Origin of the sequence: Pedobacter quisquiliarum (genome assembly GCF_014642175.1) — a bacterium.
GTDB lineage: Bacteria > Bacteroidota > Bacteroidia > Sphingobacteriales > Sphingobacteriaceae > Pedobacter > Pedobacter quisquiliarum.
On sequence record NZ_BMIL01000008.1, the window covers coordinates 74,843 to 87,123 of the forward strand.

General features: G+C 41.5%; 16 protein-coding genes. 11 read left to right on the forward strand and 5 right to left on the reverse strand.

The annotated features are described in order from the left end of the window. Positions 1-14: 14 nt before the first annotated feature. Positions 15-2,576 (forward strand): zinc-dependent metalloprotease, encoded by a 2,562-nt coding sequence (locus tag IEW69_RS12545; RefSeq protein WP_188627213.1) that lies wholly within the window; start codon positions 15-17, stop codon positions 2,574-2,576. Positions 2,577-2,792: 216 nt separating this feature from the next. Then, positions 2,793-3,404 (forward strand): GIN domain-containing protein, encoded by a 612-nt coding sequence (locus IEW69_RS12550; protein WP_188627214.1) that lies wholly within the window; start codon positions 2,793-2,795, stop codon positions 3,402-3,404. A 455-nt stretch (positions 3,405-3,859) separates the two neighbouring features. Here the strand turns inward: IEW69_RS12550 and IEW69_RS12555 are convergent, their stop codons facing one another. Further along, positions 3,860-4,135, reverse strand: coding sequence for a hypothetical protein (locus IEW69_RS12555; RefSeq protein WP_188627215.1), 276 nt, complete (start codon positions 4,133-4,135; stop codon positions 3,860-3,862). Positions 4,136-4,208: 73 nt separating this feature from the next. Beyond that, complete coding sequence (locus IEW69_RS12560) at positions 4,209-4,820, reverse strand: hypothetical protein (RefSeq protein WP_188627216.1); 612 nt, start codon at positions 4,818-4,820, stop codon at positions 4,209-4,211. 283 nt (positions 4,821-5,103) lie between these two features. Between IEW69_RS12560 and IEW69_RS12565 the strand changes: the two genes are divergently transcribed. Continuing rightward, positions 5,104-5,628 carry a recombinase family protein gene (locus IEW69_RS12565; protein ID WP_188627217.1) on the forward strand — a complete coding sequence of 175 codons (525 nt, stop codon included), beginning with the start codon at positions 5,104-5,106 and terminating at the stop codon, positions 5,626-5,628. A 211-nt stretch (positions 5,629-5,839) separates the two neighbouring features. Here the strand turns inward: IEW69_RS12565 and IEW69_RS12570 are convergent, their stop codons facing one another. Next, entirely contained in the window at positions 5,840-6,130 is a 291-nt protein-coding gene (locus tag IEW69_RS12570) for a helix-turn-helix domain-containing protein (RefSeq protein WP_188627218.1), read from the reverse strand. Then, entirely contained in the window at positions 6,120-6,473 is a 354-nt protein-coding gene (locus IEW69_RS12575) for a type II toxin-antitoxin system RelE/ParE family toxin (protein WP_188627219.1), read from the reverse strand. The genes IEW69_RS12570 and IEW69_RS12575 overlap by 11 nt, the downstream gene beginning before the upstream one ends. Before the next feature lie 242 nt (positions 6,474-6,715). Between IEW69_RS12575 and IEW69_RS12580 the strand changes: the two genes are divergently transcribed. The 8 genes from IEW69_RS12580 to IEW69_RS12615 all read left to right on the forward strand — a co-directional run bounded on the left by IEW69_RS12580 (position 6,716) and on the right by IEW69_RS12615 (position 11,691). Continuing rightward, entirely contained in the window at positions 6,716-7,306 is a 591-nt protein-coding gene (locus tag IEW69_RS12580) for a hypothetical protein (RefSeq protein WP_188627220.1), read from the forward strand. Positions 7,307-7,492: 186 nt separating this feature from the next. Continuing rightward, positions 7,493-8,449, forward strand: a complete 957-nt coding sequence (locus IEW69_RS12585; protein WP_188627221.1) for an energy transducer TonB — start codon at positions 7,493-7,495, stop codon at positions 8,447-8,449. Between the two features lie 96 nt (positions 8,450-8,545). Further along, positions 8,546-8,884 (forward strand): TM2 domain-containing protein, encoded by a 339-nt coding sequence (locus IEW69_RS12590; protein WP_188627222.1) that lies wholly within the window; start codon positions 8,546-8,548, stop codon positions 8,882-8,884. Continuing rightward, entirely contained in the window at positions 8,884-9,300 is a 417-nt protein-coding gene (locus IEW69_RS12595) for a DUF2752 domain-containing protein (protein ID WP_188627223.1), read from the forward strand. The genes IEW69_RS12590 and IEW69_RS12595 overlap by 1 nt, the downstream gene beginning before the upstream one ends. Beyond that, complete coding sequence (locus tag IEW69_RS12600) at positions 9,297-9,734, forward strand: magnetosome magnetite crystal formation protein family (protein ID WP_188627224.1); 438 nt, start codon at positions 9,297-9,299, stop codon at positions 9,732-9,734. Before IEW69_RS12595 ends, IEW69_RS12600 begins: the two co-directional genes overlap by 4 nt. Beyond that, positions 9,731-10,531, forward strand: coding sequence for a M48 family metallopeptidase (locus tag IEW69_RS12605; RefSeq protein WP_188627225.1), 801 nt, complete (start codon positions 9,731-9,733; stop codon positions 10,529-10,531). The genes IEW69_RS12600 and IEW69_RS12605 overlap by 4 nt, the downstream gene beginning before the upstream one ends. Before the next feature lie 106 nt (positions 10,532-10,637). Then, positions 10,638-11,042, forward strand: coding sequence for an EVE domain-containing protein (locus tag IEW69_RS12610; RefSeq protein WP_188627226.1), 405 nt, complete (start codon positions 10,638-10,640; stop codon positions 11,040-11,042). A 79-nt stretch (positions 11,043-11,121) separates the two neighbouring features. Beyond that, positions 11,122-11,691: a hypothetical protein gene (locus IEW69_RS12615; protein WP_188627227.1), complete on the forward strand. Its 570-nt coding sequence runs from the start codon at positions 11,122-11,124 to the stop codon at positions 11,689-11,691. Positions 11,692-11,694: 3 nt separating this feature from the next. On the opposite strand, the gene IEW69_RS12620 is transcribed toward IEW69_RS12615, so the two are convergent. Next, positions 11,695-12,216, reverse strand: a complete 522-nt coding sequence (locus IEW69_RS12620) for an acyl-CoA thioesterase (RefSeq protein ID WP_188627228.1) — start codon at positions 12,214-12,216, stop codon at positions 11,695-11,697. Positions 12,217-12,281 lie beyond the last annotated feature (65 nt).

Consider the following 12,281-nt stretch of genomic DNA (forward strand, 5'->3'; position numbering starts at 1 on the left):
AATCCATTCATTTCATGAAGAAAACCATACTACTCTCAATGATCGCGGCGGCCGGGGTTTCCCTTGCGCAAGCACAAACGCGACCAACAACAACCAGCACTGCAGCTGCAGATACCAGCAAGCGTGCGTCAAGCATGATGTCAGCAGCCGGAAAAGCCGAGCCAAAACCTTATGCCAGCGTTATTACCAACAAGGCAACGACCCGCAAAGGTATGATCACCACGCATCGCCTGGAAGATAAGTTCTTCTTTGAGATCGCCGACTCTATCCTTGGCCGTGATATTCTGGTGGTAAACCGGATCTCCAAAGCAGGTGCTGAAGTTCGCGCAGCATCAGGTTATGCCGGAGACCAGATCGGAAGCAGCGTTGTCCGCTTTGAAAAAGGGCCGAACAACCGCATCTTCATGCGTAAAATCTCCTACAGAACTTATGGCCCCGACAGTACGACTGCCATGTACCAGAGTTTAAGCAACTCGAACATCCAGGCTATTGCCGCAGCCTTTAACATCGCTGCTTTCTCACCGGATAAAAAAGGAAGTGTAATCGACATGACCACGTTCATCAATTCCGATAATGAAATCTTCAACTTCAGCTCTGCATCTGCAAAATCAAGATTCCGACTTGGCAGCCAGCAGTCCGACCGCAGTTACATCAGCGGCATCCGGAGTTTTCCGATGAACGTAGAGATCAGAACTGTTAAAACCTACTCCTTAACAGCAGCGAGCTCGCCATTTGGTGGCTCTGCGCCAAGTTCAGGTGGTGGTGGTGCCACAGGTTCATCCACTTTGGAGCTGAACACCTCTATGGTGATCTTGCCTAAAGTGCCAATGAAAGCACGTTATTTTGATCCACGTGTTGGTTACTTCACCGTTGGTTATACCGACTTCGATTTGAACCCACAGGGTGTTAAAGAAATTCAGTTGATTAAACGTTGGAGACTGGAGCCGAAACCGGCTGACATGGCGAAATACAAGCGTGGGGAGTTGGTAGAACCAGCGAAGCCAATTGTGTTTTACATTGATCCGGCTACGCCTAAAAAATGGGTGCCTTACCTGATTGCAGGTGTAAATGACTGGAAGGTGGCTTTCGAAAAGGCAGGCTTTAAAAACGCCATTATCGCAAGAGAAGCACCAACTGAAAAGCAGGATTCGACATGGAGTCTGGATAATGCCATGCACTCCGCAATCGTATACAAACCTTCCGAGATCTCTAACGCAAGCGGGCCGAGCATTTCAGATCCACGTAGTGGAGAGATTATCGAGAGTCACATCAACTGGTACCACAACGTAATGAAGCTGGTACGCGACTGGTATATGATCCAGACTGCTGCAGTAGATCCACGTGCAAGAAAAATGCAGTTTAGCGATGAATTGATGGGTGACTTGATCCGCTTTGTATCCTCGCATGAGGTAGGCCACACACTTGGTCTGCGTCACAACTATGGTTCGAGCTCTACAGTTCCTGTAGAAAAACTGCGCGACAAAGGCTTCCTGGAGAAAAACGGACATACCCCATCTATCATGGATTATGCACGTTTCAACTACGTGGCCCAACCAGAAGATAATATTTCGAAAACAGGTTTATATCCAAGAATCGGCGACTATGACCTTTGGGCAATTGAATGGGGTTATAAGTTAATGCCAGAGGCTAAAACGCCACAAGCCGAAGTACCTGCATTGAACAAAATAACCATGGAAAAGCTTAAGAACAAGCGACTATGGTTTGGTACAGAAACCAACCCTGATGATCCACGTTCACAAAGTGAAGATCTGGGCGACAATGCAGTGGTTGCAAGTACTTACGGCATCAAAAACTTAAAGGTCGTTGCGAAGAACCTTCCGGCTTGGACCAGAACTGCAAACGAGGACTATACAGACCTTCAGGGTATCTATACCCAACTAACTTCTCAGTTCAACAGGTACATGGGCCATGTTTCTAAAAACATCGGCGGTATTCTTGAAACACCAAAGACGGTTGAGCAATCTGGAACGGTTTACGAGCGTAACCCGGCAAGTAAGCAAAAAGAAGCAATGAAGTTCTTAGCTGAGCAGTTGTTTACAACACCAACCTGGATTATTGATCAGAACATCCTAAACAATACAGGTGATGATCCTTTAGAGATGATCAACAAGGTGCAATCACCGACGTTGAATCGTCTGGTAAGTAACACCACGCTAGCCAAGCTGATATCTGCTGAGGCTGCTGATGGCAACGCTGCATATAAGATTACGGACTTCTTTACAGATATGGACGCGGCAGTCTTTTCGGAGCTGAAGTCGAACAAGGAAATCGATCTGTATCGCCGTAACCTGCAGAAGGCTTATGTAGAGAAGATGATCGGCTTGATTAAGCCTGCTGATAAAACACCTACATCTTTGACCATGACTTTACAACGGACAAGTACCGGAAGCTCTCTTTCTGCGATGCAGAGTGATGTTGCTTCAGTTGTGAAAGGTGAATTAAAGGCACTTAACACAAGTATTAAGTCGGCTGCTATCCAGGCTTCTGGTGTGAGCAAGTATCACTTAGAAGACCTGTCTGACAGAATAGAGCAGGCGCTGAACCCTAAAGGCTAAGTATTCCTGCAGTTAAACGAAAAAGGCATCCTCCATGAGGGTGCCTTTTTCGTTTCTGGTGGTTTTCATCGATGATGTTCCTGTTCGTCGACGAATTACAGGCATTGGTCTAAAGCTTATTCAAGCTGGTATATTACTGGGTTTTTTGCTGCAACGTTTTTCGTGGGACGGCGTCTTAATAACAAAAAACAAAAAGAAAATTTAAACCATAAAGCCATGAAAACTCTAGCCAAAAACCTATTCGCAGCAGCACTTGTAGCAGTAGTATTAACCTCTTCAGCAATGACAACTTTTGCAACTGAGCCAACTCCGATTGTAAGCAAAGCAATCAAGGCCGCTGGCGTTGACCGAATCTGGGTAAGCGGAAATGTAAAGATTGTATTGACGCAAGGGGACAAGGAAGGTATTGTTGCTGCAGATAACTACGATGCCTCAAAAACATCAGTTGTGACCAACGGAAAAACACTATACGTGAATTCCATGGAAGGTAATGTGGTCACCCTGAATATTACGGTAAAAGACCTGCAGCGGGTTGAGGCCTATGGCGATGCCGAAGTCGTAACCTCGAATAACTTTGAGGTTAAAAACCTGCAGTTATTCCTGCATCACAATGCTGCGGCAAAAATCAAAACCACTACCAAGAGCTTATATACTGTTGTGAAAGATGATGCGACGTTGAAATTGAAAGGCACGGCTGACCAGAGTACAATGGTTACCAACAGCATGAAAAATGTAAAGATGGGCGATTTCGCGAGTTTGAACGCAGAGTCTTATTCTTCTGAGGCCATCATGAATGCACGTCAAACCGCAATGAACGCTTCAAAATAGCACTCGTTTTTAGTTTAGATAGAAACAGCTGCCCCGTAAGGCAGCTGTTTTTTTTTAATCTAATGGCTGTGAACTTTATTGATGTTTTGCCGTTTTTCTTTAGCGGTATCCTGCCTGGATCTTGCGAGCAAACATAAAGTAAATTATCATTATTTCACGGTTTAATGATAGATGTACCTACAAGCTTGAAGTAACTACCTTAGGTAAGATGTATAGTTGTTTAATCCACCGCTAGTTACTTCATCCTGGGGGGATAGGCGGTTTCTATGTAAAATATTCCACAAGTACTTGGCTGAGGTCCAATCGGAGACTGGCATTTTCACAACTTTACATTAAATTTGCTAACAAAATTCTTCAGGAGAATAGAGTGTTCTGTGAGCCGTAAATTCAACTTACATAATTTCTCTTATACTGCCCAATCCGATGAAAGAGTGGGCAGTTTATACAACATAAGCTTAGAGTTTGCTTCTTAGAAATATATCCATAGCCAACAAATACTTATCAGCATCATCTATTGTAATTTCATCTCCATGTGTTGCTGATAAAATTTCTAAAGGTGTCCATTGGTCATACCACTCACCGACAATAGTTTGACAGCTAAACTCACCTGCGTCTAAAGAACTTTCTAATCCATAAACAAGAGTAGTGTACTGAATCTTACCTTTTCGGAAATCTTCAATAGCACTAATCATATTACACCAAAGTCTTTTCTGATGTTCACTTAATTGCATAATATTAAGGACCCCTTTTTGATAATGTCCGCGAATGTTTCAAATTGAAGTTAATGCTATTGCTATGCCCCAACTAAGTATTGAGCTTAGACTTTTTCCAATTGATGTATCGAAATAGTCTAGTAAGTTCAATCAATTCTTCTCTTTCAGAAACGGATGGTAAGTCTTTTATCTCCACATACCCAATATCTAAAGCGTTTGACTTTTCGCCCAAGATATTGTCAAGCACCAGGTAGGTGGCAGTCAAGAAATCATCTTCTATATCCGAGTTATAATTTTCAATATATACTCTTAGGCCTACTCTATTAAGATCCTTTTTATTATTAAGAGGAATGAAATACATACCTTTCGGGTCCAAGATTATATTGTTATATTTAGTAGTGTAGTCTTCTTTCACTGGCTTAAAGGCTATTACGTTCCAGTGCTCTAATCTAGGGGCGTTTTCTACTAGCGTTTCAACCTGGTTAAAAAAATTTACATCCCCTTCAGCTGTAATAATTAAATCCTGCTTTTCATCCGGGAAACCTCCTACTTCAAAAAATAAGTGGTCGCAATATTCATGTAGATGTGAAAGAAAATCCTCCAATAACATTTCTTTCTCGTAATCATCATCAATTTGATTTAGAAAAAAATACCTGGCTTCGTTCCCTTTGAACCAGTCCCAAAATTGTTGTTCTTTAGACATAACTTAGATTTATATTGAGTGCTAATTTGCTATTTTCAAATGATACGGCCAGATTTCCTAATCAATGATTTGTATGGCACAAGATAGAATCCATTTATCAATATTCCCTCCTTATTTGATAATTGATCGTTGTCGCCTGATGCGAGGCAATGCAACATATCAAATCTTTCCCAATTAGGCCTGATCAATCTTTTTCTTTTTTGCCGATTATCAAAAACTCATTCCATCAATCAAAGCTATTTTTGCCATTTTTGATAATGAGTTTTTGATAATAATCTATTACATGAAAATAGGCTACGCAAGGGTAAGTACAGCAGATCAAAATTTGGATCTTCAATCTAGAGTGCTTACAGAATATGGATGCACAACAATCTACCAGGAAAAGATTTCTGGGAAGAATAAAGACAGACCGGAACTTAGGAAACTTCTGAAGAATTTTAAAAAAGGTGATCAAGTTGTTGTGTGGAAATTGGATCGGCTCGGTCGATCGCCTAGAGACCTAGTTGATCTCGTTGCACTTTTCCATGAACAGGATGTGAACTTCGTCAGCTTGCATGATCACATTGACACCACAACGGCTACAGGTAGGCTTACATTCAATATTTTTGCTTCTTTGGCAGAGTTTGAAAGAGAGATTATACGTGAACGCACGAAGGCCGGGCTTGATGCCGCACGAGCAAGAGGAAAAACGGGTGGCAGACCAAAAGGTTTATCTCCTGAAAATCTGAAAGTGGCGTTGACTGCTCTCGATCTACATGATACAGGAAAATATGCCATTTCAGAAATTGACCTGTTATCGATATATTAAACATGTAAAAGAAGCTAACAGTTAATCATGTATCATAGATACAGGTAGCTCAAGTCATTCCATCATCAAAAACCACTTAACGAGACAAGTCTGAACCCCATAGGTCCTCCTGCTAGAAAATTCACATAGCGTTTTGCGGCTTGGCGAATGGTGGTGGTTTGGAAAAGCATTTCCCAAACTTTTGTCATTGCCCTATTATAGCTAGTGCAATCTACAGTTCGATAGAGATTTTCACTTTTCCACCAAGTCCTTTCTCTACGATGTCGAACAATGTCTTTAGGGTCAAATTGCTGCCGTTGTTTTCTATCCTCGAAATGTACTCGCGTTTTCGGTCTACAAGGTCGCCTAGTTCGCTCTGCGTTAGGTGTTTATCCTCTCTTGCCTTGCGCAACATTAGTCCGATTTTAAAACTTTCAAAATCCCTCTCAAGCTCATCACGTCGTTCAGTACCCTTTTGTCCATAGACAGTATTTTTAACCTCTTTCCAGCTTTTAGTTTCCATTCTGCTTGTTTTTTTGTTCGTAGTATTCTGCCATTAGGCGCAATCCCTTTTCAATTTCGCTTTTTGGGGTTTTCTGTGTCTTTTTCTGAAATCCGTTCAGCAGTATCACAAGTTTGTCGTTGTCGAAAAAACAAAATACACGCCAGATACTTGAGCCTAGTTGGATCCTTGCTTCGTAAAGGCCATCAGTTCCCACGAGAAATTTCAGATAATTGGATGGCACACGTTCAAGAGTTTCAATAGCCTCAATGATTTTGAAGATTTTATCCTGAACCTTTGTAGGTTGTTCAAGCAGGAATTTCTCAAAGTAATCTTTAAAAGCTACAACCTCTCTTACTTTCATAAACAAAGGTAACTTATAAGTTACTATAATGCAAGCCAATTTTGCTGTTAAAAGGGGGGAATGCATGCGGATTGATTGCTCTTTTTGTTATAAGTGCAAACTCTCAATAAAGCGTGCAATACAGAATCCGTTTTTTGCTTACTACCAAATAAGGAGGAGGGAATAATGATAAGCGAGCATAATTGTTTTTGTAGAGATAATACTTCAGTATATTTATTCAAGATATATGATCTGAATACTATATGATAGACACTGCACGTAGGAAGAAGCTTGCACTTCATTTGCGTCACTTATCAGTTGGATTAACCACCAATGACGAATTTGAAGAAGCTGTTACGGAAAGTATAACCCACGGTTGGCTACCTGAACAATATTATCGATCGAAACAGGTAAAGAATGATGATCCAATCATACAACCAATGCTTGATCTTTGTTGGGGACTTTATGATGATACAAGGCAGCATAGGCTAACAAAATCAGATAAGCTGACGAAAGAAGCACTTAGGATCATTGCGCGCTCCATTTTATTTTTACACTCTGATAGGGAATATGAGTGGTCTTATTTCGACACAAATAATCCCTTCCTTAAGTTTTCATTGAAAGACCTAATACTAACAATTTTAACTCTCGGCCATCACTACATAAAAAAAAGGAAGGCACATTTAATTTCCTATTATCAATGGCAACAACAGGGAGAATATGATGTATGGCCATTTTTCAGAAAAATTGACTACCAAAATCAGCTTGGCTTTCAGCCTTTCTTAAAACGTCATGAACCAACCCAAACAGCGCTTGCAGCAACCATCAATAATGGCTCTAAACCAACTGCTTAATTTGTTAATATGCTGAAGCTTTTGATTTTGAATCTCATCAAATCAACAGGGTGGTTATCGTAAATCGGTAGAATAATGATAGTTACTTTAAGTTTTATTGCAAAATAAATGGCAAGAAATCAATAAAGTTGCTGTTGTATATATAAATCAGGAATATTTTTATCTTGGAAGAAATTTAACGCCTGAATGAAATACGCTTCTTACTTGTTATTTATCAGCTTCCTCCTCCTGAAGCTGCCAGCTGCTGTATGCCAGCAGACTTACTATCTAAAAAACAGTGGTGAATATGTAAAGAAGAAAGAACAGGCTGATTTCATCCGCGTTGTTCAAAAGCGTATGAAAAATCAAGTCTTGTATCCGATATCAGACTTCTATCTAAGTGGCAATAAAAAAAGTGTAGGCTGGTCTTACATGAAAGTTCCACCAGTATATGAAGGCCAGTATCTTTCATTTTTTGAAACTGGGGCTACTAAACAGGTGATGAAATATGCAGGTGGCAAAATTGTAGATACTGTACAAAGTTATTTTCCGAATGGAAAGCTGTATAAGTCTTTACTGTATACTCAAGTTGGAGACAGCACCAATATTTACGTTATTACAGTTAACGATTCAACTGGAAAAAGCCTCGTGGCTAACGGGAATGGACAGGCAATCTTTTATGATGACGCTTTCAAATACATCAGCGAGCAAGGCCGCATAAGCAATGGCAAATACGAAGGAGAGTGGAATGGTGTTTTTAAGACCAGCGGTTCACTGCGTTTTAAAGAGTTTTACGTTGGGGGCAAGATGCTTAAGGGAGAAAGTGTTGATGAGCAAGGAAACGTTTTTCATTATACTAACCCTGAAGTTCCGCCCAGTTATGAAGGCGGTATAAATAATTTCTACAGGCATGTTGCAAGTGGGATCAGGTATCCACCCGCGGCGGCCGCCCAACGAATACAGGGCAAGGTTCATGTTAAATTCTTAGTTCTTGCTGACGGTAAAATAGGCGGTGTGCATGTTATCAATGATGTACATCCAGCGTTAGCTGATGAAGCAATGCGCATTTTGAAATCCTCCAAAAATTGGATTCCGGGTCGTCAGAAAGGAAGAATTGTGGAGATGACGTATATCATACCCATTTCATTTAGCCTCGGCTATTAATGAACTTATGTTGAGCGCGCATGAGTGTAGCTGCATTTTCATGAGCTTGAAGGAGCGTGTTCGCGCTGAAAAAAGAAATATTACTCAAAACAAATAATGGATTCAAACAAAGTAGACATGTTCATCATGTCAAATTCGAAGTTCTTCGAAAGTCATCAACTTCAATTTATCAGAGAGCGCCTAATCACCATCGATGATTCACACTGGCCGATGTTATCTACCATGCAACTAAAGGATCCAACTACAAGTTTGATCGTTTCCATACTAGCAGGTTCTCTTGGCATTGACAGGTTTATCATTGGAGATACCGGATTAGGCATTGGTAAATTGCTAACCTGCGGGGGTTTTGGCATCTGGGCAATTGTCGACTGGTTTATGATTCAGAAAGCAACGCGCGAGAAAAATATGCAGAAGATTCAGCACCTGATGTATTAATGAACTTAAGCAGAAACAGGCTTTATGCAATGCTTTTCCTTGCTTGTATAGCAGGGTATATTTGGACGTTCATCAACATGCAGGATACACATGCCGGACATTTGTCAGCGGAAGTCTGCCTATTCAAAAACGTCATGAATATACCCTGTCCTTCATGTGGCACGAGCCGCGCGGTTGTTGCACTCTTGCATGAGCACTATTCAGATGCTTTTTACATGAACCCGATCGGGTTCATTGTTGCATCGATCATGCTTCTCGCACCCATCTGGATAATTGCAGATTTACTAAGAAGATCCAGCAGTTTATATCGGTGCTATAGACAAGCAGAGTTTGCGCTCCGGAAGCCACAATATGCTATTCCCATGGTCACGTTAGTTTTAGTAAACTGGATGTGGAACATTAATAAAGGCTTATGAACCATGTATTAGACGAAAATACCCTGCCCACGGAACATGAAGCGGAAGCAGCATCAAGCAGCTACCTCATGTCTCTGATTGCCATTATCGCAGGCCTGCCACTACCCATCGTGAATCTAATCGCGACCCTAATCTTTTATCTGGCAAACAGGAAGTCCACGTACTTCGTCCGATGGCATTGTACACAAGCCCTGCTGTCACAATGCTCCTTGTTCCTCATCAACAGTTATGGATTTTGGTGGAGTATGTCCATTCTATTCAGGGAACCAACCATCACCAGTAATTACATCGCCTATCTGCTTGCCGCATTCATCTTCAATTTAACGGAGTTCATCGTTACTGTTTATACTGCAATTCAGACCCGCAAGGGGATACATGTTGAATGGTGGTTCTATGGAAGTTTGACAAAGCTACTCTGTAAGCCATACCTATGAAAAAAGTAATTCTACAAGGATTTTCCATCGCCCTGCTTTTCTTTGCCAACTGGTTTATCTTGGCTCAAGTTGACTGGGTTGATTTGCTAAACATCAGGAAGGTTTCTGCCAGGAGCGAGGAGCGACTTGGGACCGTGTTTTACAACTGGTTTCGCAAGTCTGATCGGGAGCGCAGCGATCCAGCGTTGAGCAAAGCAGTGGATAGCATTATAAACCAGATCTGCACATCAAATAACATTGACCGTGGTTCATTGAAGGTTCATGTGCTCGAGAATCCGCAGGTAAATGCATTTGCTTTGCCGGACGGACATCTGGTTATATATACAGGGTTGATTAACAGCGTTGAAAATGAAGCGGAACTTGTTGGTGTCGTGTGCCATGAGATTGCCCACATTCAGTTAAACCATGTCATGAATAAGTTGACCAAAGAAATTGGCTTATCCGTGTTGCTGTCTATGACCACGGGAAACAGCAACTCCAGGGTAATAACAAAGGCAGCGAAAGTGCTGTCATCTTCTGCATTTGACCGTGAGCTGGAGAAAGCCGCTGACCTGGAGGGTGTACGATACATGATAAAGGCGAATGTGAATCCCGAACCTTTTGCGAACTTCCTTTCTAAACTGGGCAACGACAAAGAGGAGATGCCTGAATATTTAACATGGGTTAGCACGCATCCGCAGTCTAAGGAACGCGCAGAATATGTTGAAAAATATGGAAAGAATAAGGTTAAACACGGACGCCAGATTTTATCGGCTCAAACCTGGAACAGTGTAAGGGCGTTATTGAAGCAGAGATAATTTAGATTTGATTGTCCGGCTGCTCTTACTGCGACATTGAGGTATCTAATTTCAACATTGACAATTCCTTCAGAAATTCTTACGATTTATTCTATTATTTTGCGGCATGAACTACTTTTTGGTAAAATCAGAACCTTTTAAATACAGCTGGGATAAATTTAACGAAGATGGGCGTACCTTCTGGGATGGTGTAAGGAACTACCAGGCCCGGAACAATATGAAGGAGATGAAGGAGGGCGACCTCGTGCTTTTCTACCATAGCAATGAAGGCAAATGCGTAGTTGGCGTTGCTAAAGTTGTAAAGGAATATTATCAGGATCCAACTACGGAAGATCCGAACTGGGTGGTTGTTGATCTCGCGCCAGTGGAGGCGTTAGCAAACCCTGTGAGCCTTGCACAAATTAGAGCGGAAGAAAGCCTTGCGGATATAGCGCTGATCAAACAAGGCAGGTTATCTGTTATGAAATTAAAAGACACAGAGTTTGACAAAATTCTGGAGATGTCTCAATAATGTTTACTAAAAGCTGACAATTTTAAAACAATTTATTGTATAGTGGGTTTTATTCATATCTTAGGGTACAATCCACTATATGAGAAAACGACTTTATCAAATATCTACTGCCATATTATGTTCTATGGCACTCCATGTTTCCGCTCAGGTAAAGCCATATTTAGCCGTTGTACGTACATCCGGTGAAACAATTAAGGGTATTTTATACCAAGTGTCTCCGGATAGTATATGTCTGAAAACAGATCAATCCCGGATTTCATTCTGTCCGACAAAGGTTAAGACCATCAAGATTAAAGAGATTAGTAAAAATTCTAAATACCTGACCTACCTTGGGCAGGATGCCTATCAGGCGCGATATTTAAAAGTTTCCAGGAAGATGAAGCCAGTTCGGAAATGGGGTGAGGAAACACCAACCATAGAGGAAGAGCTTAGTGGAAGAATCATCACAGGTGTGTATAACGCCGCATTAAATGGCCTAGCATCTTCATTTCGCGTGATGAACGGGCATTCAAAATTCCTGAACGTTAACTATGATAAGGAAAGCTATAACCGGGAACTGGATAACCTGAATGTGTACGCGCTTGAAAAGCAATTAAGCAATCAAGCGGTAGACAATTCTTCATCGCAGTCCCTGGCTAAAGGAAACTAGTTTTTATTCTTTAAAAAACAATGCGCGCAGTTCGGGCGCATCAATAGGATTCATCTTACCTGCAAGGATAAGTCTTAGCTGACGACGTCTTAAAGCGCCATCAAACAACTCAATTTCCTGTGTAGTTTCTGGTACCAGTTCTGGAACGGGTATGGTTCTACCCCCTTGATCTATTGCTACGAAAGTGTAATATGCCTCGTTGGACTTTACGCGTCCTCCGGTTGGGATGTTCTCCGCCCAAACGTCAAGTCGGACTTCTACCGAGGTGTGAAAAGCACGAGTAACTTTTGCTTCTATGGTGATTACATCACCGAGTTTAATAGGCTGTTTGAAAGATACATTATCTACAGATGCCGTAACCACAATCCGGTTGCAGTGTTTTTGAGCGGAAATCGCTGCGGCAATATCCATCCAGTGCAACAACCTTCCACCCATCAGATTATTCAAGGTGTTGGTATCATTCGGTAGAACCAATTCATTCATGATTGTGAACGAATGGCTTGGGTTTTTAGATTTTAAACTCATATTCCCGCAAAAGTAAACAAATTGTAGTACATCATGTTATTGTTTTTGCTTCCCTAAAAGGGAGG

Excerpts from the sequence above, each read along its gene's own strand:
- IEW69_RS12545 (WP_188627213.1), top strand. The coding sequence starts at position 15 with ATGAAGAAAACCATACTACTCTCAATGATCGCGGCGGCCGGGGTTTCC.
- IEW69_RS12550 (WP_188627214.1), top strand. The coding sequence starts at position 2,793 with ATGAAAACTCTAGCCAAAAACCTATTCGCAGCAGCACTTGTAGCAGTA.
- IEW69_RS12555 (WP_188627215.1), bottom strand. The coding sequence starts at position 4,135 with ATGCAATTAAGTGAACATCAGAAAAGACTTTGGTGTAATATGATTAGT.
- IEW69_RS12560 (WP_188627216.1), bottom strand. The coding sequence starts at position 4,820 with ATGTCTAAAGAACAACAATTTTGGGACTGGTTCAAAGGGAACGAAGCC.
- IEW69_RS12565 (WP_188627217.1), top strand. The coding sequence starts at position 5,104 with ATGAAAATAGGCTACGCAAGGGTAAGTACAGCAGATCAAAATTTGGAT.
- IEW69_RS12570 (WP_188627218.1), bottom strand. The coding sequence starts at position 6,130 with ATGGAAACTAAAAGCTGGAAAGAGGTTAAAAATACTGTCTATGGACAA.
- IEW69_RS12575 (WP_188627219.1), bottom strand. The coding sequence starts at position 6,473 with ATGAAAGTAAGAGAGGTTGTAGCTTTTAAAGATTACTTTGAGAAATTC.
- IEW69_RS12580 (WP_188627220.1), top strand. The coding sequence starts at position 6,716 with ATGATAGACACTGCACGTAGGAAGAAGCTTGCACTTCATTTGCGTCAC.
- IEW69_RS12585 (WP_188627221.1), top strand. The coding sequence starts at position 7,493 with ATGAAATACGCTTCTTACTTGTTATTTATCAGCTTCCTCCTCCTGAAG.
- IEW69_RS12590 (WP_188627222.1), top strand. The coding sequence starts at position 8,546 with ATGGATTCAAACAAAGTAGACATGTTCATCATGTCAAATTCGAAGTTC.
- IEW69_RS12595 (WP_188627223.1), top strand. The coding sequence starts at position 8,884 with ATGAACTTAAGCAGAAACAGGCTTTATGCAATGCTTTTCCTTGCTTGT.
- IEW69_RS12600 (WP_188627224.1), top strand. The coding sequence starts at position 9,297 with ATGAACCATGTATTAGACGAAAATACCCTGCCCACGGAACATGAAGCG.
- IEW69_RS12605 (WP_188627225.1), top strand. The coding sequence starts at position 9,731 with ATGAAAAAAGTAATTCTACAAGGATTTTCCATCGCCCTGCTTTTCTTT.
- IEW69_RS12610 (WP_188627226.1), top strand. The coding sequence starts at position 10,638 with ATGAACTACTTTTTGGTAAAATCAGAACCTTTTAAATACAGCTGGGAT.
- IEW69_RS12615 (WP_188627227.1), top strand. The coding sequence starts at position 11,122 with ATGAGAAAACGACTTTATCAAATATCTACTGCCATATTATGTTCTATG.
- IEW69_RS12620 (WP_188627228.1), bottom strand. The coding sequence starts at position 12,216 with ATGAGTTTAAAATCTAAAAACCCAAGCCATTCGTTCACAATCATGAAT.